At 36.9% G+C, this 22,915-nt stretch carries 20 protein-coding genes, 7 pseudogenes and 1 riboswitch; of the genes and pseudogenes, 1 reads left to right on the top strand and 26 read right to left on the bottom strand.

The window, feature by feature from the left end; all coding sequences use genetic code 11:
- Positions 1–87: 87 nt before the first annotated feature.
- Positions 88–231, bottom strand: a riboswitch (cyclic di-AMP (ydaO/yuaA leader).
- 344 nt (positions 232–575) lie between these two features.
- From NSQ61_RS14585 to NSQ61_RS14665, 18 genes and pseudogenes are all read right to left on the bottom strand, one after another.
- Positions 576–950 (bottom strand): immunity 22 family protein, encoded by a 375-nt coding sequence (locus tag NSQ61_RS14585; protein WP_063386469.1) that lies wholly within the window; start codon positions 948–950, stop codon positions 576–578.
- Between the two features lie 526 nt (positions 951–1,476).
- A pseudogene (locus NSQ61_RS14590) lies at positions 1,477–2,643 on the bottom strand (IS3 family transposase).
- Positions 2,644–3,106: 463 nt separating this feature from the next.
- Positions 3,107–3,640: a hypothetical protein gene (locus tag NSQ61_RS14595; protein WP_144596932.1), complete on the bottom strand. Its 534-nt coding sequence runs from the start codon at positions 3,638–3,640 to the stop codon at positions 3,107–3,109.
- A gap of 12 nt (positions 3,641–3,652) precedes the next feature.
- Complete coding sequence (locus NSQ61_RS14600; protein WP_144596934.1) at positions 3,653–3,856, bottom strand: hypothetical protein; 204 nt, start codon at positions 3,854–3,856, stop codon at positions 3,653–3,655.
- Positions 3,857–4,038: 182 nt separating this feature from the next.
- Positions 4,039–4,502 (bottom strand): annotated as a pseudogene (locus tag NSQ61_RS14605) (transposase); the annotation flags it as partial.
- Between the two features lie 33 nt (positions 4,503–4,535).
- Positions 4,536–4,664, bottom strand: a complete 129-nt coding sequence (locus tag NSQ61_RS14610; protein ID WP_327019723.1) for a hypothetical protein — start codon at positions 4,662–4,664, stop codon at positions 4,536–4,538.
- The gene (locus tag NSQ61_RS14615; RefSeq protein WP_235600495.1) at positions 4,648–4,794 is read right to left on the bottom strand and encodes a hypothetical protein; all 147 of its coding nucleotides are present in this window, start codon (positions 4,792–4,794) and stop codon (positions 4,648–4,650) included. The genes NSQ61_RS14610 and NSQ61_RS14615 overlap by 17 nt, the downstream gene beginning before the upstream one ends.
- A 315-nt stretch (positions 4,795–5,109) precedes the next feature.
- Positions 5,110–5,343 carry a hypothetical protein gene (locus NSQ61_RS14620; protein WP_340807423.1) on the bottom strand — a complete coding sequence of 78 codons (234 nt, stop codon included), beginning with the start codon at positions 5,341–5,343 and terminating at the stop codon, positions 5,110–5,112.
- 29 nt (positions 5,344–5,372) lie between these two features.
- Positions 5,373–5,789, bottom strand: coding sequence for an immunity 70 family protein (locus NSQ61_RS14625; RefSeq protein WP_063389140.1), 417 nt, complete (start codon positions 5,787–5,789; stop codon positions 5,373–5,375).
- A gap of 495 nt (positions 5,790–6,284) precedes the next feature.
- Entirely contained in the window at positions 6,285–6,791 is a 507-nt protein-coding gene (locus tag NSQ61_RS14630) for a hypothetical protein (protein WP_063389141.1), read from the bottom strand.
- Positions 6,792–6,802: 11 nt separating this feature from the next.
- On the bottom strand, positions 6,803–7,048 hold the full coding sequence (locus NSQ61_RS20355; RefSeq protein ID WP_445659462.1) for a colicin E5-related ribonuclease: 246 nt from the start codon (positions 7,046–7,048) through the stop codon (positions 6,803–6,805).
- 21 nt (positions 7,049–7,069) lie between these two features.
- Complete coding sequence (locus tag NSQ61_RS14635; protein ID WP_063389142.1) at positions 7,070–7,504, bottom strand: hypothetical protein; 435 nt, start codon at positions 7,502–7,504, stop codon at positions 7,070–7,072.
- A 2-nt stretch (positions 7,505–7,506) separates the two neighbouring features.
- Positions 7,507–7,794 (bottom strand): polymorphic toxin type 35 domain-containing protein, encoded by a 288-nt coding sequence (locus NSQ61_RS14640; protein WP_327856369.1) that lies wholly within the window; start codon positions 7,792–7,794, stop codon positions 7,507–7,509.
- Between the two features lie 64 nt (positions 7,795–7,858).
- A pseudogene (locus NSQ61_RS14645) lies at positions 7,859–8,332 on the bottom strand (transposase); the annotation flags it as partial.
- Positions 8,333–8,472: 140 nt separating this feature from the next.
- Positions 8,473–8,961: an SMI1/KNR4 family protein gene (locus tag NSQ61_RS14650; protein WP_340807429.1), complete on the bottom strand. Its 489-nt coding sequence runs from the start codon at positions 8,959–8,961 to the stop codon at positions 8,473–8,475.
- A 9-nt stretch (positions 8,962–8,970) separates the two neighbouring features.
- Positions 8,971–9,321 (bottom strand): annotated as a pseudogene (locus tag NSQ61_RS14655) (pre-toxin TG domain-containing protein); the annotation flags it as partial.
- A gap of 65 nt (positions 9,322–9,386) precedes the next feature.
- Positions 9,387–10,622, bottom strand: coding sequence for an IS110 family transposase (locus NSQ61_RS14660; RefSeq protein ID WP_340807431.1), 1,236 nt, complete (start codon positions 10,620–10,622; stop codon positions 9,387–9,389).
- A 158-nt stretch (positions 10,623–10,780) separates the two neighbouring features.
- Positions 10,781–11,194, bottom strand: a pseudogene (locus NSQ61_RS14665) (recombinase family protein); the annotation flags it as partial.
- A gap of 77 nt (positions 11,195–11,271) precedes the next feature.
- Between NSQ61_RS14665 and NSQ61_RS14670 the strand changes: the two are divergent.
- Positions 11,272–12,428 (top strand): IS3 family transposase gene (locus NSQ61_RS14670; RefSeq protein ID WP_445659443.1). Its coding sequence is split into 2 segments (ribosomal slippage): positions 11,272–11,533 and positions 11,533–12,428, totalling 1,158 coding nucleotides; the frame shifts between segments, so codons are not numbered across the junction.
- 155 nt (positions 12,429–12,583) lie between these two features.
- Here NSQ61_RS14670 and NSQ61_RS14675 read toward each other — a convergent pair.
- The 8 genes and pseudogenes from NSQ61_RS14675 to glmS form a co-directional block, all read right to left on the bottom strand.
- Positions 12,584–12,940: pseudogene (locus NSQ61_RS14675) on the bottom strand (recombinase family protein); the annotation flags it as partial.
- 770 nt (positions 12,941–13,710) lie between these two features.
- Entirely contained in the window at positions 13,711–14,121 is a 411-nt protein-coding gene (locus NSQ61_RS14680) for an immunity protein YezG family protein (RefSeq protein ID WP_144598442.1), read from the bottom strand.
- A gap of 1 nt (position 14,122) precedes the next feature.
- Complete coding sequence (locus NSQ61_RS14685; protein ID WP_144598443.1) at positions 14,123–14,551, bottom strand: DNA/RNA non-specific endonuclease; 429 nt, start codon at positions 14,549–14,551, stop codon at positions 14,123–14,125.
- Positions 14,552–14,663: 112 nt separating this feature from the next.
- Positions 14,664–15,900, bottom strand: a pseudogene (locus NSQ61_RS14690) (IS110 family transposase).
- 159 nt (positions 15,901–16,059) lie between these two features.
- Positions 16,060–16,836 (bottom strand): recombinase family protein, encoded by a 777-nt coding sequence (locus NSQ61_RS14695; protein WP_340807435.1) that lies wholly within the window; start codon positions 16,834–16,836, stop codon positions 16,060–16,062.
- 346 nt (positions 16,837–17,182) lie between these two features.
- Complete coding sequence (locus tag NSQ61_RS14700; protein WP_144598446.1) at positions 17,183–17,428, bottom strand: DNA-binding protein; 246 nt, start codon at positions 17,426–17,428, stop codon at positions 17,183–17,185.
- A gap of 4 nt (positions 17,429–17,432) precedes the next feature.
- Entirely contained in the window at positions 17,433–19,088 is a 1,656-nt protein-coding gene (locus NSQ61_RS14705; RefSeq protein ID WP_340807440.1) for a hypothetical protein, read from the bottom strand.
- 1,803 nt (positions 19,089–20,891) lie between these two features.
- Complete coding sequence (glmS, locus tag NSQ61_RS14710) at positions 20,892–22,694, bottom strand: glutamine--fructose-6-phosphate transaminase (isomerizing) (protein WP_066251722.1); 1,803 nt, start codon at positions 22,692–22,694, stop codon at positions 20,892–20,894.
- Positions 22,695–22,915 lie beyond the last annotated feature (221 nt).

Consider the following 22,915-nt stretch of genomic DNA (forward strand, 5'->3'; position numbering starts at 1 on the left):
GAACTGTATGGACTTTTATGTGCATCTTCATAAACATAAAAAACCACTGAGGATGTACTCAGTGGCCAAAAAGACATCATTCAACTTACATCCCTCCCAAAACGCTTACGAGGTTAGCTGTCGGATTAGGACTATGAGAGTAGCCCCTCCTTTTTCAAGGATTCACCCCAAGTAACAAAACGTTACAAAATGGTTCCCCCGCTCCTTAAAAGGATTCAGCGATTTAATCATATTCAATTTTACAGAAATTATCTTACTCAGTTTATGAAAAATTGTAAAGAGACAAATAATCGTTGCCATGTAAATGGGTAAGGCGTTAAAACTTTTATATCGCCCTGATTTTTAAACAATTATTATATATTTTTAAACAGTTTTATTATTCGTGTACAAAATTATCTAGTTTTGTAAAAAATTTCGATTAAATTTACTGAATAAAACATCAATGCTTCTTTCCAAGTTCCGTAGGTTATGAGTATAGGCTGTATCAATAGTGGTTTATTTGGCACTCACCCCTCTTATAAAATAAAAAAAGAAACCTTGAAAGAGTGTCGCACACTCATTCAAGGTGTTTATAATTACTTATATTGTACGGTTCCTAAAAATCTAAACTGATTTTTTTCATTGACATTTCCATTATATTGAAAGTTATAAAGTAAAATAACTGAGTTCGCTTCTTGATTTAAACGCTCACCGCAAAGCTCTATAAATTTTGGAATTATCTCCTCATCATAAGAAAAACCTTCAAGTAGAACACGTAAATCATTCGATGGTTCATCATAGAATTCTACTTCTCTAAAATCTTCATTATAGTAATCAATGTTAAAGTCTTTTTCAAATTCGGAAGGTAGTAAATCTCCATCTTCTGTATAACTATTCAAAATATAGTTTTGAAGATCCTTATATGACTTAGAGTTGCCAATAAATAATGATACAAACCCTTCCTTTTCCATATATTTCATACTCCTCCTTAGCTTTTTTACGGTCTAAGACTTTCCGGTAAAGATTCCACTCCACCTTCTAGTCTATAATTAGCCCAATTTTGGAGTCGTCTCTTAAATGTTGCATAATCTGGTGAAGAATCAATAATCTCTAACAATTCATTATGAGCTTTCGTAGAACCCTTCCCGCCATGAACTCCTTTTGGATTAACAAACTTCACATCTTCTATAGCAGTTCTTAATTCCTTAATTTGTTCTGCTGTTATACCCCACCGTTTAAAAGTAGGAGCTCGAGATACTAAATGCCACTCATGAAATCCACCTGGATGTCTAAGTCTACTTTCAATGGCTTTTCTTAACCTAGGGTCAGACCATACTTTATCAAACTTATCAGGAGCTAGTGAATTAAACCATCTATTAAATTCACCATTCTTTACAGATGGAACTGAATTAAGATTAACAGTACCCTTAGGAAATTATAAAAATGTGGTGTTATGTCAAGAAAACGGACACGTTAAACAGAGAGAAATAGCTGAATTTAGGCAGCTACTTTTCTCTGGTTAGCGTAATATGCAGCTTCAAATTCACATGGCGATACATAGCCAAGGGCTGAATGACTTCTTTTGCGGTTGTAGAAGCATTCGATGTACTCAAAAACGGCTTGTTTCGCTTCTTTTCGCGTGCGGAATCGATTCAGATAAATACACTCTTTCTTGATGAGGCTATGAAACGACTCCATACAAGCATTGTCGTAACAGTTCCCACGTCTCGACATGCTCACTTGAAAATGATGTTCCTGTAAAAGTTGCTGATAGTCATTCGAAGCATATTGGCTCCCACGATCCGAATGATGAATCACTCGTCCCGTTGGTTTTTCGCTGTTTAGAGCCCGTTGTAACGCTTTGATGACTAACTCTTTCGTCATTCGTGTATCGATATACCATCCTACAATCTTACGAGTATATAAATCCATGATACTCGCTAAATACAACCAGCCTTCGTCGGTAGGAATGTACGTAATATCTGCCATCCATATTTCATTCGGAGCCGTTGCTTGGAAGTTCTGTTTCAATAGATTGGCATATACGTTGTAAGGATGGTTACTGTTCGTAGTGGCTTTGAATTTACGGACGGTAATGGATCTCAAGCCTTCTTCGCTCATGATGCGAGCGACCGTCTTTTGAGACACACGAATCCCTTGTTTGCGTAGTTCTTGCGTAATTTTCGGACTGCCGTAAATCTTACGGGACTTTAGATACTCATTTCGAATTTGTTGAGTGAGTTGTTCTTTTCGTTCTTTCTGTTTACTTTTCGCACGCTTGAGCCAGTCGTAATACCCACTTCTTGAAACACCGAAAACTTGGCACATCTTCACCATGCGAAATTCATTACGGTGTTGAAAAATGAATGCAAATTACTTCTGGTTTCTAGTGAAGATGCCTAACGCCTTTTTTAGGATCGCTAATTCCTCCTCCAACTCTTGATTGCGACGGCGTAACTCGATGATTTCTTGATTTTGTGGCTTGATGTTGCCTGAACCCACAAAACTCTTTCCGTTGCTTTCTTTGTATTCTTTGACCCAACGATGAAGAGTGTTGTAAGCCAAACCTAACTCTTTTGCCACTTGGGCGATGGACTTGTCCCCCTCCAAGCATAACTCAACAGCTTGAATCTTGTATTCTTGATCAAATGTTCTCTTTTTCATGATTGGACACCTCGAACCTATTGTAATTAAGTTTATTATAATCTCCCTGTTCTCCGTGTCCAATTTTTAGACTAACATCAATACAATGGGACATTGAAGTGATGGTCGTGAACAGTGTTAACAGGAGAGAGAGTTTTACACATTTTAACATTAACATTTGATTAGATAAAAAAACCCCAGACGAGCCTTGAGTACTCGTTTTGGGGTAGTATTGTTGGTCTTCATCATCAAATAACAATTCATCCATTCTTTCTCTCTTCAGCAATTTGTCGTGACAACTCGAAACTATTCATAAAATGCTCAAGAGGTAACTCCTTCATTCATCGTCATTATGCTCATAGAGTTTAAAATTTACTTTATCTTTTAAAAACTCCAAAACTAATGCTCTCATTGTCTTCTTTGTTCAAATAATCTACAACCATTAAAGTCTCTTGCTTAATGCCAATCCAAGTATAATTTCTTTTTAATAACTATCTTCAAATAGGCAATGAAATACTGTTACCTTTTCCTCTCTAAGTTCTAACGAAATATTAGGTACTTCTATTTCTAATAAGCTTTTTTCAAGAACTTCTATCCCCTCATTCTCTAAAAATTTCAAAATATCTTTGCCGATTTGTTCTGTTTCTTCATCGAATGGCTGGTATTGTTCTTGCATTTCAATCTCTCCATCAACATATTCATACCTAACATATTTTATTGCTGCAAATGGAGCAATTGCCGAAATATAAACCAATAATCCGTTTAAATAAGTGTGTTCTCTGATATATGCTCTAAATTCATCCGTACCAATTTTTATCTTAGGATGGATCGAAGGCATAATATATAATGTGAAACATTTTGAATAATTAAAATCTGTTAAATTCTCAACGTTTATTCCTTTTATTTCATGAGTGATTTTATTAGCCCAAACATTAGTATCGACATAATTCAATAAAACATATCCAAAATCACCATGGTGATATAATTGTTCAATTGTATTTAATACATTTTGTTTCATGATATACCTCCGTTATTTTACTGGGTAACCATGGATGTTTCTTTTTTTATCCATATGAACTTTTACTCTAGTTTCTCCATTCACCCCAATTGGTTTGTGAAAGTCATAAATTTTAACACTACCATCTGGCTTAACTACAGTTCCCTTTACCCATGCTTCTTGAGTCAATTTAACTCCATCTTCTCCTTCTGCCCATTGAGTTTTCTTACCAGGCATACTATCAGGATGACCTAAAACATGCTTTCCTTACTTACCAGCATCTACTTTTGGTGCTCCCGGAACGCCTGCGTCCACAGTCCCTTGGCTTGGTAGCTTAACAGTTTTACCCGTACCCTTAGGAAATTATAAAAATGTATTTTATAAACGGGTGGCAGTTTCACTAACCACCACCCATTATATCAACTGACTTTCCGTTCAGGCATGATATAAGCGGTCTTGTGTTTCATCATACCATAGATAATATTGACAAGTCCTCTCATAATGCAAATAAGCGCTTGTTGTTTGGTTTTACCTTCTGCTAGCTTTTTCTGATAATACTCGTAAAACACAGGATTTCGAGGAGTTTTACTGCCTTTACAAATATGTATTTTTTGAACAGCCAAGTTATAAAAGATAGTGTATAATTTCCTGTTTCCTTGCCGCCCGAACCCATTCTGACAGGGGCTATACCTGCGTATCTTGCGAGTTTGTCAGAATGAAAGAAACGATGAATATCCCCGATTTCTGCAATGAAAGCGGATGCGGTCACCGTATTAATGCCTGGCATCGTTTCAAGCTGCATCCCTAATGGCTTGATAAGTGCTTTTAACTCTTTATCCACTTTTTTGATTTCTTGCTTCTTAAAGCAAAATGATGTTATGACTAGAAATATACTTTTCTCTAAAGACAAGCATATTTACCTAATTTGTTTACTTATTCCTTCCCAAAGTGATTTGTCCATTTCCATGTATATTCCAGCTTCTTCGATTTTGCTAAAAATATCTTTATCAATAGTGATATCCTCTTGTTCAATTACACTGCATATTGTTTCTAGAGCTAATCCGAGCTAATCCCCACTCTTCATGTTCTATAAACTCTAAAATGTCTTTTTCATCTTTCAATGGAAGATTAGTAATATTTCTTACTATTTCTTTTAAAAGAATATTTAAATTCATAAAATCGCCCTCCTAAAATTAGTTATTTAATAGGGAATGCAGTTATTATATCTTTTCCATCTGTAATTACCTTTATTTTAATTCCATCCCTAATTCCTATAACCTCATATCTTTGGACACTCTTAACAACTCTCCCCTCTTCCATTTTAGTGTAGGGTCGGTAGCTATATCTGATACATTGTGCATTACTCTTTCCGCACTCCAGTTTTTAGGGTTTCCAGTTCCAGGCATAAATGCCCACCACCTGTTTTATCTCCGTAAAGTATATGCTTTGTTCGTTTTTTACTAGCTATATTTACAAAATTAGCTTTTCCCTTACCCTTCCCAACCATCCCCAATTTTGCCAACCATGTTCATCGTAGTTTCTTTTACTTCTTCCTTAGCTTTGCTCATCCACATGCGGGGCGCCGGCCGACTCCTGCCAAGGCCGGCTGCCATTGGACAGACGGAACGCTGGCGAGAAGGTCTTCTCATTGCTTCTTGAACGAGTGTATCGTTTAGATAATCAGCCTTAAAATAAAAAACCTTGAAAGGCTTATAGCCTTTCAAGGTTATCAAAAATCATAGTTTAAACTTTCTTAAATACTTTCTATTTCAATGTCTGACTTTATTTTTAAAGCTTTATTTAATGCTTTTTGTAAAATAGTTATTAAATCTTCCCCATCACTTGTAACAAAATAGTTAGATAAGTCTGTAATTTCATCACTTATATTATCTCCCCATGGAGGTGTTTTTGAAAGGTCTTCGATATCCCAAACGACTTGTGATGGACTGTAATTTTTCAAACTTTCTTGAATTTCATCTATTTCTTTAATAACATCTTTAATATATTTATACTCAAGTTTACCATTATATAGTTTGTTTAATAAAAGAGGATACTTTGTTCCCCAACCATTTGGCTCTAAATGATAGCTTACTGTTGAAAAAAACGAATGTAAAAAATCACCATGACCAATTGGATACCAGTAATATTTTACTTTCAAACCTACAGCCAATTCTGTCACCTCACTCATTAGTTTTAAATCTAATATTTACTTTACCATTTGTTTTTTTCATTATTCTATCATACAAATCATCTAGTATTTCTTCCGATACGTTTTGTCCCCGTATATCGATAATAACAGTTTGTTTAGTACCTCTCGGCAAATCACTTAATCGTTTTTCAACTTGGGTAGAAAGTACAATATAATAAAAATAATGTGTCCGTTTAGTATCGTCACAGTCAGTTAAAAGTTTATACCCTCTTTCTCGCCGCGAGAATGCGTTCGCACGTGTTTCAAAGCATACTCGCGAAGGGTATTAGTGTTGTTAATAGTTTCACCATGCATCACAGCCAAACTCATAGTAGGCGGAACCATTATGAAGTCTGAATTAAAATGTTGGTAAAAACGATATATAAATTTTCTCGTAATTGCACTTTATTATTTGATACATCTGTTAGTTTTAAAATAAAAACCTTGAAAGGCATAAAGCCAATCAAGGTTCGATTCTTATTCACTATGAACTTCAAAACAAAAATATCCAAAAGCTAAATCTTCGTCTTTTAATTGCATTTTTCTTTTAGCAATATCAAATAACCTCGGTAAAAGCGTATCTAAATAATCACGATATTTTTCTAATGATAGCTTAAAACTCTCTACATCATTGTGTTGACATAGTGGATATAGTATTTTCCCCATCTCAAATTGCTCAGTAGACACACTTGGATAATGTGCATCCAGGCAATCTAAAATATGTTCTTTCAGTTCTTTCTCATCGAACTGTTCCCTACATTCCAAATAAAACATATATTCATCGAATTCAATCTGCATATTTGCCTTTTCATTAATATAAAATGGATTAATTCTTAAATATTCTGTCGTTGAATTGGATTCAATTATTTTTTCTAAAATAATTTTTAAATCTGTAATTGTTGGATAAAGCCTATATTTTCCGCTGTGATATGTTGTATATTCATAGACTATCTCGTTAATTTTGCCTTCTTTTTTTATTATCATGAAATCACCTCCTATTTAGAAAACGTAGGGTCAAATACCCAATTTGATTTATTTAAATCCGAAACCTGTATTACTTTCCCTGTACCATCATCTACTGCAACATAGTGTATCTTATCTTTATAGTATACAGTTACTGAGTTTCCTGTATATTTGTTTACCGATTTAGCAGTTTTGTATGGATTGTTTATTGCTTTAGCTATACTTTCTTTAGTCCATCCACGCTGAGCAACTTGATTTTTATATTTTGGCTTTTTAATACTCTTTCAAGGTCTTTAAATTTATGCATTGTGTAACACATTTTTTGCAGCTTCGCTATTTGGCATTATCTTTAATATTTCTTGAGCAATTGCTTTAGCTTCTTCTTTACTAATTAACTTTTCTGGAATGTCATGGAATAACAACAAATGTTCTTTCAAGCTAACATCTTCAGGGCTTAATTCAACTGCTCTTTTAGAATGGTATAATGCACTTGCGTAAGCGTCTGGTAAATGGCACAATGCAGTACTTAATAACTCTGAAGCTAAGTAATGATAATATGCAGTCTCATTATTATTTATCAAATAACAGACAAATGAATAAGCACTTATACTCTCTTCATCAAATCCTAATTCAAGAACAACTTGCTCTAAAGTATTTCTATCTTCATTCTCAATATATTCTTTTGCTTTTTGAAAATCACCCGATGTTATTAATTGCTTTATCTTTTCCTTCATAGTTATTTCACCCACGCATCAGATATTCTTATTGTTCCATCAGGTAGTTTTTTGTATGTCACCTGTACCAATTGTCCATTAACCATTTTAACTCTAGAAGAAACAGATTTATAAGGTATATCTGCACCATTATGCATTACATCGATGATAATTTCTTTTATTTTCCCCCAATTCTTATCAGGCACAAGTTTTTCCCATTGATGATTAGATTTTTTACTTCCATTTATAATATACTTTATCTGATTACTGTTAAGTTTCCCTATTGCATCATGTACTTTAGAAGAAGGCAATAGCTTAACTTTACCCGTACCCTATGTAGTAATCTTAAAAGCTATTATAAAAAAAGACCACCTATTAAATTACCTTTCGCTCTGTTATATTCGGCAATTGATAAGCCGTTTTATTCTTCATCATGCCATATATAACGTTCACAAGCCTTCTCATGATACAAACCAACGCTTGTCCTTTTGTTTTGCCTTCCTTTCGCTTGCGTTGGTAGTATTCATAAAATACAGGATTTCTTGGCTTTTTACTTTCTTTTGCCACTTGTATTTGTTGTATCGCTAATTGATAAAATAACGCATGTAACGTTCGATTGCCTTGTTTGCTTTTGTGGTCTTTTCCTTTTCCTCCAGAGCTAAAATGTACAGGCGCAATTCCCGCATAACGAGCAAGTTTATTGGCATTTGGAAAACGCTGAATATCTCCAATCTCGGCAACCAAGGCGGATGCTGTCACTACATCAATCCCCGGCATTGTCTCCAGTTGGTAATCGAGTAATTTCATTAATTTTCTTAGTTCTCCTTCGACCAATGCCATTTCCTGCTTGTTAAGTGAAACCATTAATAATAAAAAGAACCTTGAAAGGCATATAGCCAGTCAAGGTTTTCAATTTATTGTTAAATACCTTATATAATTTTTTAAATCCGGGGAGGAATCCTGAGAAGCATCCTTTCTCAAAAATGGCTTTAAAAATCATCGTAAGCATCACCTAACGGTATAAAATCTTCTTGTAGCCAGTACCAATGTCTACCTCTATTTTCTATCAATCGTTCTAATAAATCGGTAAAAGAAGTCGCTATAATAGAACACTCTCCTACCACCCCATGCCTATCATAAAAGCTGTCATAGCACCTACCGAGCCTACCCGGATTCAAATCAATCGTAATGTACTCTCCATTTCTATCCGTTGCACAGATATACCAATCGGATGAAATATCTTCTTCACATAACTCCCCTACAATAATAGGGTTAGCTAACTGAAAATCCAGAGGAGGGACTATTAAAATGGAATAATCAGCCTTTTCAAATAAAAGCGCCCCCCCACATAACTCATAAAACTTATACACATCATCAGGTAAAATATGCGATGTACTCACATTTGGAATACCAGCTGGAGGATAAACTACACAATCCCCTAAACTTTTTATTTTATTAATTAAATTCTCAATCCTCATTTTTCTTCACTACTCCCGATAAATATATTGATGAAATGCACGATAATACCCTCTTCTAGCAGACTGGGGAACACCAGCAGCATCGAACATTCTCTCTGTTAATTGTTGCATTTCTCTCGGCGAAACTGTTTTCCAATCTACTTTTCCTCCAACGTTTTTACCGGTTTTTTCGTATAACCATTGTCTATATACTGCTTTTGTGACATCATGTTGTGCTTTTGTCAAAGCAACTGTAGGGGTATCAGCACCTCTACTTACATAGTTTGGTACATTATGCTTAGCCCAGACATCTAATATACCATGGTGATTTTCTAGTGGTGCATTGCTTGGACGATACGGTACGACATCATACGGTCTAACATTACCCGTACCCTATGTTGTAATCTTAAAAGTTAAAAATAAAAAACAACCTATCTAAACCCTTATTAAACTACTTCATTCCCTTTCATTTTTGGCATTTGATAAGCTGTTTTGTGCTTCATCACGCCGTAGATAATATTCACAAGTCTTCTCATGATACACACCAATGCTTGTCCCTTTGTTTTCCCTTCTTTAAGCTTGCGTTGGTAGTAAGCATGGAACACAGGGTTCCTCTTCAATTTACTTCCTTTTGCCACTTGTACTTGCTGTACGGCTAGATTGTAAAATAAAGTGTGTAGCGTCCGATTTCCCTGTTTGCTTTTTTGTTCCTTACCTTTCCCACCAGAACCAAAGTAAACAGGTGCAATCCCCGCAAATCGTGCTAATTTGTTAGCATTGGGAAAGCGTCTGATGTCACCTATTTCTGCTATAAATCCAGATGCTGTGACGAGGTCGATGCCCGGCATCGTTTCTAATTGAAAATCTAGTAAACTCATTAACTCTTTTAATTTTCTTTCCACCTTGCCGATTCCCTGCTTTATAAACGAAATCTCTTGCACGATGTTTCTCACGAGAAAGTCTCGTGTATCTTGATGTTCTTTCATTGTATGTCCATCTTCTTTCACAAGCTTTAGTATTTCGTTTGCTTTGTTTACTGAACATGTATTATGACTGACATCTAATAAAAAGCATGTCAACTGTTTCACACTTACTCCGTCTAAACATGAAGGTGACGGGTATCGTTCCCAAAATGCTAATGCCGTTTTTCCATCCACCTCTGAGAAAAACTTTTTGTAGCTTGGATAGTGGTAACTCAATTGAATGTGCAGTTGATTTTTTAAAGCACTTTGTGCTTTGACTAATGCATTTCTTCTTGTCACCAATTGCTGTATTGACCAATATAAGTCATTCGGTTTTGCATCTGGTAAATGGTCTAGTTTGTTGACGAGTATGCGTGCCACACATTCTGCATCCCAGCTATCACTTTTTTGTGTCGTCATGTGACTTTTCCGTTCGGCAAACGACAAAGCCGGATTCACTTCTTTCACGATTTGTTCATGATCCATTAAATATTTCGCTAATGCTCGACCATATCCTCCCACATCTTCTAATCCAAACACAGGTGTTAACTGTTCACCAGCGAGCTGATTCACTTCTAATAAAAACGTAGAGAAAGCAGATGGCTTGTTTTCAATCTGTATTTCCCTAAGCTTCTCCTGCCAACAGTTCATGATGACAGCCGTGTGATGCTGTTTATGTAAGTCAACACCCACATACAAGTACCTCTGCTTTTTGTGCATCGCTCATCCTCCGATTCAGTTGTCAATCATTAGATGAAAATGCCGGCAACCTTAGTTCGAGCGTTCACCTTCTGGTGCGCATTGGTACGAAAGCCTATCCATTTTCAACGTTACATGGTAACCTATAAGAAAATGTGCACTTTTTTTAAATTCATTTGTTAAATTATTGCTTGATGTTTACCATTTGCTTGTATTTGTCCGTATGTGTAAATCCCTTGATAAAATCTTTCTCGATCTAAAATCCGTTTCACTTGTACTTTCGTAAATCGTTTACCTTTTGTTGTTCGATAACCTTCGTCATTTAATGCTTCTGCCAGTCTAGACAAAGACCAATGCTTATATCTTTACTTAAGCTCAAATACTCATTTCACTGCTTCTGCTTGAACATTATGTATCTTGAGTTCCTTTTCGCCTTTTTGCTTAGTGTAACCAAATGTTACCCGACCTCCTGCATATCCTCCTTCCCTTGCTTTTTTATTTCTTCCTTTCGTTAGTTTGAGTGCTATTTCAAGCCGTTGATATTGGTCTAACAATTCCATCAAACCATTTACTAAGAAATCATTTGGGGCTTTTTTATGAATATGATGTTAGACTAAAAAGTAGACACAGATTATTATAGTAATAATAGACTGAAAAATGAGGTGTCTACATGACAAAAAAACAAAGGCGGTACGAGGAAGACTTTAAGCGTCAAACTGTTCGTTATATTTTGGAGGAAGCGAAATCCGTTGCACAAGTGGCTCGTGAGCTCAAAATTAACGAAAATACTCTTCACGGCTGGATGAAAAAATATAAGCAAGAACCTGAAATATCAGAAACCCAAACGTTTCGATCCGAAGACCACGAAGTTCGTGAACTGAAGAAACGTATTCGGGATCTGGAGGAGGAAAACTCCATCTTAAAAAAGGCGATGCACTTCTTCGCGAAAGACCATCGGTAAAATATTCATTTATCCATAAACATCGCTTCGATTACCGATTGGAGAAGATGTGCGAAGTATTGAAAGTTTCTCGAAGCGGTTATTATAAATGGCGTGATCGTCCCAAAAGTGCTAGACAAGAGCGTCGAGAAGAATTGACGCAGGAAGTGCGTCGTGTGTATATCGAATCCCGCCAACTGTATGGGAGTCCAAAGGTTACCAAAAAGCTTAATCATGGAGGAATTAAGGTTTCACAGAAGACGGTTTCCCGCATAATGAATGAAGAGGGAATGAAGTCTCGTACCGTGAAAAAGCATAAGGCAACTACTAACTCAAAACATAACCATCCGGTCCACGAAAATGTCTTAAACCAACATTTTACTGTTACGAAACCAAATGAAGTATGGGTAGCTGATATCACATACATTCCAACGGATGAAGGTTGGCTTTATCTAGCTAGTATGATGGATTTGTATTCAAGGAAAATAGTCGGCTGGCATATAGACTGTTCAATGAAAAAGGAGCTAGTGTTAAGTGCTTTAAAGCAAGCCTATCAGCGTCAACAACCACAGGGTTCTATCCTCCATCATTCTGATCGAGGGAGTCAATATGCTTCAAATGACTATCAAGCTAAGCTAATGGAATACGGAATGAAATGTAGCATGAGCCGCAAAGGAAATTGTTATGACAACGCTTGTATTGAATCATTTCATGGGATAATAAAAAAAGAACTAATCTATCAGACTCGTTATAAAACAAGGGAAGAAGCAAAAAAGAGCATATTTGAGTATATAGAAATATTTTACAATAATAAACGTATTCACTCCGCAACAGAGTATTTTTCACCATCTGAATACGAACGTATGTACGACAAAAAGGGAGCTTAATGAGCATATTAATAGAATAGTTAGACCCGAAAATTTACCTTTTAAAAATAATTAGGACAACGTCGTAATTACTTTTAAAAGGCCACCAAGCGATAGCGCGGTAGCTGCGAAAAAAAATCTATAAATTTTTGTGTCTACTTTATTGACCTAATATCAATACTGTAAAACGGCTGTTCAATGCTTTTAATATCACAACCATATTTTTTCAGTTCTCGTTGAATCAGTACTTTTACAATATCTGACCGCCATAATCGACTTGTGTTTAGCACTACCACATACTGTATTTGTGTAGACGCAAGATGAGCCAACATCTCCTGTAAGCTCACCCTATCGATTTCTAGTGCTTCTTCGTTTAGTTTTGCGCCATTGATTCCTTCATCTCTAAAAATATGTACCAAGTTCAAGCTATTCTCTTCACAGTATGCTTTGATTTCCTCTTCTTGATATTTTAAACTGTATCCGTCTTTCGCTTGCCCTTGTGTAGAGACTCGTATATACCCGACAACGTTCAACTTTTCACCCTCCCGTTACATAAATTTTAATTTGTGTAACGCTTTTTAAACGAATAGCGAGTATTATACGACCGTCTCAATTAAAAATACAACCCAAAATTTATTGGCCAGCGCTGTCTTCGAACACCTTTTTACGTTCCCCCTTGTTTATCGCCACGAGCTTTGTCATTCTCGTTAGTTTGTTAGCTATGCCATGTCATAACTATCTCTCCTATGTAAAATGTCATCTCGTCTATTTCTCGTTTTTCTCACCCTACCTAAGTATTAAAACAAAACTCCATGATGGTACAGCCTTCATAAGTTTTTAATTCAAATATGACGTTTTTAAACATTTCATACGAAAATGCAAAAAGCACTTGTCGCCTGTAATAGGCAATCAAGTGCTTTAAGTTTATTCGTTATCTAAATTTATCAATCTCTTTAAGGTTTTAAGTTTAATGTACTCTATATCGACAGTATGACATCTTTTTTATTTCTTGACAAGTGTTATGTTTAAACCCTCGAACTTGTTCGCTCTCGTTCATTTGTTGCTTATGCAATGTCATAACAATTCCTGTCTAAAAAATGTCATCTCGCCTAATTCTCGTTCTTATTATCTTACCCTAGTATTAAAACAAAACTCTATGATGGTACAGCCTTCATGAGTTTTTGACTTTTAAAGGGGCATCATTCTGCCCAATTTAAAAACTTTCTTTTTAGATTGCATACCTTAAAAAAGTTTGAAATGCTTATTCAACTAAGCATTTCAAACTTCATATTAGTAGAATGCTCTACTTTAAATATTCAGCTTCCCATTTTTCTTGTTTTTCTACAGGAGAAAGGTGAGAAATATCCTCATATCCATAATTTATCTTCATTTTACCTGTGTTATCTAAAATGAAAGTTAGGTTTGTCCACGGTTCTTGGTCTTGTTCTATAAATTCTTCACGTAACTTAGAAAAACAGTTATACAAATCATTTTCTAACCCATCATACTCTTCTTCATTGACATAAAATAAATCATTTATGTCAAGACTATACACTGGTTTCACTCCATTTTCAGGATAATAGTAGAAAAAAACTTTTTTATAACCTTCTCTTAACTCAGCATACAAATAAATCTTACTCCAATCTTCTGGAATCATCTTAACTAATGTGTTCGCAATTTTTTGATATATTTGCTCCATTTTTTTAGTTTCCAACTTAATTACCTCCTGTATAATTTGTTAATCTATCTGAATATTTTTTTCCATCTATAGTGTAATTGATTTTAAATTCACTTGGTCTAACTGAATTTCCCTCATATATGGGTTTCACATTAATTATTACTTCTTTACCTTCTTGTAACGCCTTTTTCCATGCGTTTTCTAACGATTTATACTCACTCCTATTTAATTTAGCATTCATCGGTACTAGATTGTCAATTTCACCTGAACCTTTGAAAATACTAGCTATCAAATGTCCTCCATCATCATTTGATAATCTATCTTCCCTACCAACTGTCCTTTGTGCATACGGATTCCGGTCAGCTTTACCAAGTTGCAACTTAGCTTCTACACTTGATATTCTTCCATTACCATCAGTTTTATAATGGTAACCTTCTTTGGTTGTATATTCAATATTAGGTTTCAATGCTTTCTTACCATCAACTTTTGTATAATGCTCTCCATAGCTTACCTTTTTAGAAGTATTACCCGTACCCTATGTAGTAATCTTAAAAGCTATTATAAAAAAAGACCACCTATTAAATTACCTTTCGCTCTGTTATATTCGGCAATTGATAAGCCGTTTTATGCTTCATCATGCCATAAATAATATTTACCAGCCTTCTCATGATACAAACCAACGCTTGTCCTTTTGTTTTGCCTTCCTTTCGCTTGCGTTGGTAGTATTCATAAAATATAGGATTTCTTGGCTTTTTACTTTCTTTTGCCACTTGTATTTGTTGTATCGCTAATTGATAAAATAACGCATGTAACGTTCGATTGCCTTGTTTGCTTTTGTGGTCTTTTCCTTTTCCTCCAGAGCCAAAATGCACAGGCGCAATTCCCGCATAACGAGCAAGTTTATTGGCATTTGGAAAACGCTGAATATCTCCAATCTCGGCAACCAAGGCGGATGCTGTCACTACATCAATCCCCGGCATTGTCTCCAGTTGGTAATCGAGTAATTTCATTAATTTTCTTAGTTCTCCTTCGACCAATGCCATTTCTTGCTTTTTAAAGCGCAAATCTCTCACCATGCTTTGCACGAGGAAATCCCGTGTTTCTTGGTATTGTTTGGTGGTGGTTCCATCTGTTTTCACAAGTTCTAGTATTTCTTTTGCTTTCTTTCTTGAACAAGTGTTGTGGCTAACAGCTTGTAAAAAAGCAGTAAGCTCATCTATCCTTACTTCCTCTAAACACGATGGTGACGGATATCTTTCCCAAAAATGCTAATGCTGTTTTTCCGTCTACTTCCGCAAAAAATTTCTTATAGCTGGGGTAATGATGGCTTAATTGTACATGAAGCTGGTTTTTCAGCGCCCCTTGGGCTTTCACAAGGGCGTTTCTTCTTGTGACTAGCTGTTTAATAGACCAATATACATCCTTTGGCTCTGCATCCGGCAAAAAATCTAGTTTGTTTACAAGAACTCTCGCTACACATTCCGCATCCCAGCTATCGCTTTTTTGCATCGTAGGATAACTATTACGTTCGGCATAAGACAAAGCGGGATTCACTTCTTTTACCATTTGCCCATGATCGACTAAAAACGTTGCCAATGCCCGTCCGTATCCACCAACGTCCTCTAAACCGAAGACCAGTGTCATATTCTCAGGTACTAATTGACGAACCTTGATGAAAAAATCCGTAAAAGCCGCGGGCTTATTTTCAAATTGAATCTCCCCTAATCTTTCATGCCAACAGTTGATGATAACCGCCGTATGATGGTGTTTATGTAAATCAATCCCCACGTAAATATGCCGTTGTTTGTGATGCATACATCCTCCCCCAATCCATTGAGTTTGATGATGACTCCCATGGCGGCAACCTTAGTTCGAGCGTTCACCTTCCGGTGCGCATTGGTACATCAGCCTGTCCATGGATGTATCATCTATACGGATATATAAGAAGTTTCATGTATTTTTTAAGTGACCGCTTTAAAGAATGGCTTGGTGTTTCCCTTTCGCCTGTATGCTTCCATAAGTATACATCCCTTTATAAAAGTCCTTTCGGTCTAAAATCCGTTTCACTTGTACTTTGGTAAAGGGCTTACCTTGTGTCGTTAAATGCCCTTCCCTGTTTAATACATCGGCAATTCGAGTAAAAGACCATGTAGGATGTTGCTCTCTTAACTCAAACACTCGTTGTACGGCTTTGGCTTTATCCTCGTCGACTCTTAACTCTTTTTCTCCCCTTAACTTCCTATAACCAAAAGTCGCTCTTCCTCCGGCATATCCTCCTTCTTTTGCTTTTTTATGCCGACCTTTCTTTAGTTTTAAAGCAATTTCCAATCGCTGATATTGGTCTAATAACTCCATTAGTCCATTGACCAATATATCACTTGGGTCTTTTTTGTAGATACTGTAATTTGGCTGTTCAATACTTTTAATATCCACCCCATACTTCTGTAACTCTCGATGAATCAACACTCTCACCATGTCAGAGCGCCACAACCGGCTTGTGTTTAACACCACGACATACTTAATTTGGAGAGAAGAAAGGTGGGCTAACATCTCTTGTAAGCCCACCCTGTCCACTTCCAACGCTTCTTCATTAATTTTTGCCCCGCTGATTCCTTCATCTCTAAATATATGTATCAAATTCCAACCATGTTTTTCGCAATACGCTTGTATTTCCTCCTCTTGGTATTTCAAGCTATATCCATCTTTTGCTTGCCCCTGTGTCGAGACTCGTATATACCCGACAACATTCAATGTTACATCCCCCCGTTACGAAAATTACAATTTATGTAACGCTTGTTAACAATGACGAGTATTATACGACCGTCTCTAGTGAAAATACAATACAATAATAATTTGACAGTTTATTATTGTCACAACCAGTTAAAAGCTTACCCCCACTTTCTCGCCACGAGAATGCGTTCTCACGTGTTTTAAAGTGTACTCGAAGGGTATTAATGGTTTAGTCGCTTTACCATGCATATCTGCCAAACTCCATGTAGGTAGAACCATCATGGGCTCTGAAGTTAATATTTGGTTAACTATAACTAATAAAAAACCTCGAAAGGCTTATAGCCAATCGAGGTTATTTAACACTTTTTTAATTGCTATACTTGTTTATCCAATCTATAATGTCTTGTTCTACATGTAGATATTCATCTGGACTATCTTTTAAATCAACTCCGGAAACAATTTGTAAAAGTTCCCAAACAGTTTCATCTGATATATTTGGCTCATCCTGCATCACATATTCTGAAGCCCAATCTGCTACTTCTTCTCGTGTTAGCTTTCCTAGTAAAATCATTTTTAATTTATCAATTATTTCTTCTCTTGTTGGTTGACTCATTTTTTCACCACTTTCCAATATAATTCCCATTGCTATCAAAACGATAGTGAACCTTGACACCACCAGTAAATTTGGTATCTGGTCTAACTTGTCTAATCCTACCATTATGGTCTACAGTCTCATGCCATGTTCTCTTTTGACCAGTAGTAGGGTTCCATTCTCTAACTACTCTTCGGCCTGCCATTTCACCTGGTTTTGAAGCGGGAGTTATCTTACCGTAATATCTAATCCTTCCATCTGGTAGTTCTCTTATTCCGGCCTTTCCATACTTCTCCCATTGCTTATAATGGGTTTTTAATTTAGCATATTGTGTTGCATTATGCGCAACATTTCCCGTACCCTTAGTGCCAAGTTCAACGCCATCGTTGCCTGCTTTACTTCCGCCTACATTTATCCCATCCATCTTACTTAACCAAGCTTGAATCTTATTCTCCACCGGAACCTTAACATTCCCAACCCCTTCTATGGCCAATCCCATTTGCCGGCTTGGCAGGAGGTGTCTTAAGTTTGTTGCGGCGTTGTCTACGAACCGACCGACTTGCAACGAACCTTTTCTCGCACCGGTTTTTAAATGCTGCGGCATTTCTTTCGTCCATGCCTTGGCACTCCTGATGCGGGCCAATATGCTGTTTTCCGCATGGACAACCAGGTCGCAGGCACGTTGTGATTTCTGGTGCAAGCCAGCTTTCAAGCTTGTAAATAGCTTGGGATCCATTGCTTCTAGAAGAGGTGCGAACCGGGCGGCGCTGCTGAATTTAGAAAGCCCCTTTACACCAGGGACGATATCCAGTGGAGAAAGGACACCACGAAATACTCGTTCGTCTGTTTTCAACTCTCTCCCTGAAATCCAGTCTTTTCCGGAAACGGCTGAACTTAATTCCAGTGTACCATAAGCTGCCCCCAATGCCATCCCTGCTGGCGGACAAATGAAAGAAGTGCCTACTATGACAGCAAGTGCTGTTATTTGCCCCCAAAACTCTTTGTTCATCTGCCCGTCTTTGATCGATTCATACTGGAAAGCTTGGGAATTCAATGCTTTCTGTATATATTCCTGTTTCGAAAAATTTGCTTTAGGGTTCAGTTCTTTCCATGAAGCGTATTCCCGTTCTATCAACTTAGCATAGTAGTTGCTGCCAATGAACAGATCTTCTAGTCCAACTTCCGCTTTCGGCACGTCGATTGTTTGTTGCGTGCCGTATGCTCCGGGAGCGACGACCGTTTTTTTGGCGCCAATGTGATTTTTCGTTTTGATCTTTGATATGGATAAGTTGCGCATCGCTTCCACAAAAGCATCGATCTCTTGATAAAACGGATCATCGATGGTGCGGTCAACAATCTCTCCGACACGGCTGCTAAAGCGGTGCAAGACGAGATAATCTTCATATAATTGTTGATATTGTTTTTTTCGGTCTGTGTGGGTGAAAGAGATGACACCATCTGTGTCATATTTGGCGATGTCTGCTTGAACGTCTTCGAGAAGATCGTTTAGATCTTTTAATTTATCAATCATGCCTTTGCCCCATATACCGAGACCGACCAGATCGCCAATGCCTTTCTTCGTCTTTTCCCATTCAGAAGGGATATACTTGACATCCACTGCCTTTATGCCTCCGATTGAAACGAAATGGATTCCAATATGTGGAATAGCTGTCTGTTTCATTATATAAGAGAATAATGGAAGTTTTGGTAAATTGAAAGAAAAAAAGGGAATTTTAAGTAAAAAATACCATTCGTTTTTCAGATCATGTTCTTATTTTAGATCGTAGGAACCGATCGAATAGACCTAAACCAATTTTCCCAGAATGAAATGTTAAATATGGTCTCACTCTTCCTTCAATTGAATGAGAAGGGAATGAGCCGGATGTTTACTTTATTAAAACAGATGGGTCAGGTAAAATGGTTGATACAACATGGATTTCATTGTCGGCAGGCAAACTTTGAAATCTGTTTTAAACGGAAATAAAAAAGAGTCGTCGACCCCCAATCGTGCAAAAATCCCCGGGGATCGACGACTCTTTCAAATCTTTATTGAGCCCAAGCAAATCAAAGGTTTGATAAAAATTCCCCTTTTCGTTAAAATAAAAATAACCAGTCAAGCATTAAAAATGAAATGCTTATTTAACAACGTTTTTTGGGGTTTTTATCTTAACTATGAGGAATTGAAACTCTGACAGAAGAATCTTTCCTGGAGGATTTGAATGCGTTTTTATCTTAACTATGAGGAATTGAAACCCTAGCTGCGCTAATGCTGCTCCCAGCTGTTGGAAGCGTTTTTATCTTAACTATGAGGAATTGAAACCTTTCATGAATAATTAATAGAAGAAGTATTCGTTCCACTTTTGAAATGAGGGATTTAAACGTTAGTTACATTTAGATCCTTAAGTCTCAACATTCTTTTGCAATACTTATTTTCAAATGTCGATTCTATACCGTGAGAAACACCACAGGAAAAAGACCAACAAAGTCTGAGATCTCATCGATAAAGGGATTATAGAGATTTTAGGCAGAAGAAAAAGAAAGTCTGACGGAAAAGCCTCGGAAAAATCTTCGGATTGCTTACTTATATTCGATATTTGCATCTTTGATCAATCTTTTATATGTTCCACTATTCAAAATCCTTCTTTGAAGTTATCACCCTATAAATCAACATTTCACGTTGTTTCTCTGACATTTCATTTAAGCACGCTTCTCGTTAGAGAATCCATGTCAAGCCCTTGTGGATAGATCACATACATATATGTATATTTATTCAAAATTTTGATAAAGATATACTGCAACACTCTGTATTTTTTTCTTACAGAAAACAAACTAAACTTTTTGAGCTAGTAATAACTTTACAAAAATTTTATAAATCACCGTAAAAAAGATTAAATGAATTGTTTACTTTTTCCTGACTTTTTAAAGATTTTTACTATATTTTTCTCTTTTCTAAACAAAATAAGATTGAATTGTAAGTTAATAGAAAAGAAAGGAGAAAAGGAGAATGGATGAAAGAGTTTTAGAGGTTCAAAGATGACTGAATAAAACCTATGGCGGTAGAGCTGGTTTTAATGAAGTGACTGAAGACGGAATTACTGGATGGGAAACGGTTTATCGCTTAATCCGGGCACTACAATTGGAAATGACAATTGTTTCTTCCAACGGCAATAAAGGAAACTGTTCTCCAATATCAATGATGAAAATCAGAATATTCAGTTAAATAAAAGTGGTTTCGTTCTAAATCTGTGCTGTTATTCGTTTTAATCGAGCAGAGCGATCTAGTAAAGGTCGTCTTGAATGTTTAACCAGTGCCAATATCAAAACCTATACCTGAGCCACGATCTACTTTAATCAGCTTTAGATGTTCTTCTTTTGGACATAAAAACACCCCTTTAGACAATCATAATCTAAAGGGGTAAAACTGTGCAATTTTTTATAAACGGTATGACTTTATTCAAAGCCACATATCCACTGCCCAATTGCTTTATTCGACTGTTACGCTTTTGGCTAGGTTGCGTGGTTTGTCGACGTCGCAGCCGCGGTGAAGGGCAGCGTAGTATGCAATGAGCTGCATTGGAATGACGGCAACAAGCGGTGTTAGATCTTCATGAACTTTTGGCAAGATGAAACGGTCATCGTCTTCTTCAAGTCCTTTCATGGAAATAACGCATGGATATGCACCGCGGGCAACAACTTCTTTTACATTTCCGCGAATGCTTAAGTTTACATGCTCTTGGGTTGATAAAGCAATGACCGGTGTTCCGTTCTCAATTAACGCAATGGTTCCATGCTTTAACTCGCCGCCGGCAAATCCTTCCGCTTGAATGTAGGAAATTTCTTTTAATTTGAGCGCGCCTTCTAAGCAGACGTAATAGTCAACGGCACGGCCGATAAAGAAGCAGTTTCGAGCTGTCAAAAGATAGTCTCGGGCAATTTGTTCCATTTCATCCTTTTGGCCGCATAGTGTTTCCATTGCATTCGAAATAATGGCAAGTTCTTGCAATAGGTTAAAATCAAGCTTGATTCCTTTTGTTTCAGCTGCAACAGCTGCTAAAATGGCAAGAACCGCAATTTGTGCTGTATATGCTTTTGTAGACGCAACCGCAATTTCAGGTCCGGCATGAAGCAGCAGCGTATAGTCCGCCTCACGGGAAAGAGTTGAACCCGGAACATTCGTTATAGTTAATGCTTTATGTCCAAGCTCCTTCACTTGAACAAGCACCGCACGGCTGTCTGCCGTTTCTCCGCTTTGTGAAATGAAAATAAACAGCGGATTATTTGATAAAAGCGGCATATTGTATGAAAATTCACTGGCAACGTGCACTTCTGTCGGTACTTTTGCCCATTTTTCGATTAATTGCTTTCCTACAAGCCCTGCGTGATAGCTCGTTCCGCACGCTATAATATAAATGCGGTCCGCTTCATGAACAGCTTGAACAATTTCTTGATCAATTTTTAATTGATCGTGTTCGTCTTGATATTTTTGAATAATTTTACGTATAACAAGCGGTTGTTCATCAATTTCTTTCAACATGTAGTGAGGGTATGTTCCTTTTTCAATGTCGCTTGCATCAAGTTCAGCAGTATATGGAGCGCGTTCTATTACGTCCCCGTTTAAATTTTTGATTGTCACTTGATCACGGGTGACAATAACGATTTCTTTATCCATTAATTCGACAAATTGATTTGTTACTTGCAGCATTGCCATGGCGTCTGAAGCAACAACATTAAAGTCTCCGCCAAGTCCCACAAGAAGAGGGCTTTTGTTTTTCGCAACATAGATCACGTCTCGGTTATTTTCATCTAATAGAGCGATCGCATAAGATCCCTTCAACAAGGATAATGTTTGGCGAAATGCTTCTTCGACACTTAAACCTTTGTTGACAAATTGTTCAATTGTTTGAACAATAACTTCCGTATCCGTTTCACTTTTTAATTCAACATTTTGTAAATACTCACGCTTTACTTGCAAATAGTTTTCAATGACACCGTTATGCACAAGTGTAAAGCGTTTGGATGCACTTTGGTGAGGATGCGCATTTTCTTTGCTAGGCGCTCCATGAGTAGCCCACCGTGTGTGGCCAATTCCGATGGAAGCTGAAACACTTCTGTCCACACCTTCACGAAGCTCCGCAATGCGTCCTTTTTCTTTAAATACATATGTTCCTTCTCCGTTTAATACTGCAATACCTGCAGAGTCGTAGCCTCTGTATTCTAATTTTTCCAAACCGCGCAATAAAATTTCCTTGCAGTCTTGTTGTCCGATATATCCTACAATTCCGCACATAGTCTTAGTTTCCTCCCCATTTAAAGGGGACAAAAGAAGCCTGAACAACTGGGGACAGATCTCTTTCCAGCCATCAAAGCTTCTCTGTCCCCTCACACATGTTTTGTAAAATGTATCCCGTTATGTCACAGTCTTTTTGTGCAAAGAGTCGCCTCTTTGTTTTAAGACGTGACTTTACGGCTGTACGGGAAGGCAACCGGGAGGCATCCGCCGAAACTTCG

Origin of the sequence: Aeribacillus sp. FSL K6-1121 (genome assembly GCF_038003725.1) — a bacterium.
Lineage (GTDB): Bacteria > Bacillota > Bacilli > Bacillales > Aeribacillaceae > Aeribacillus > Aeribacillus composti.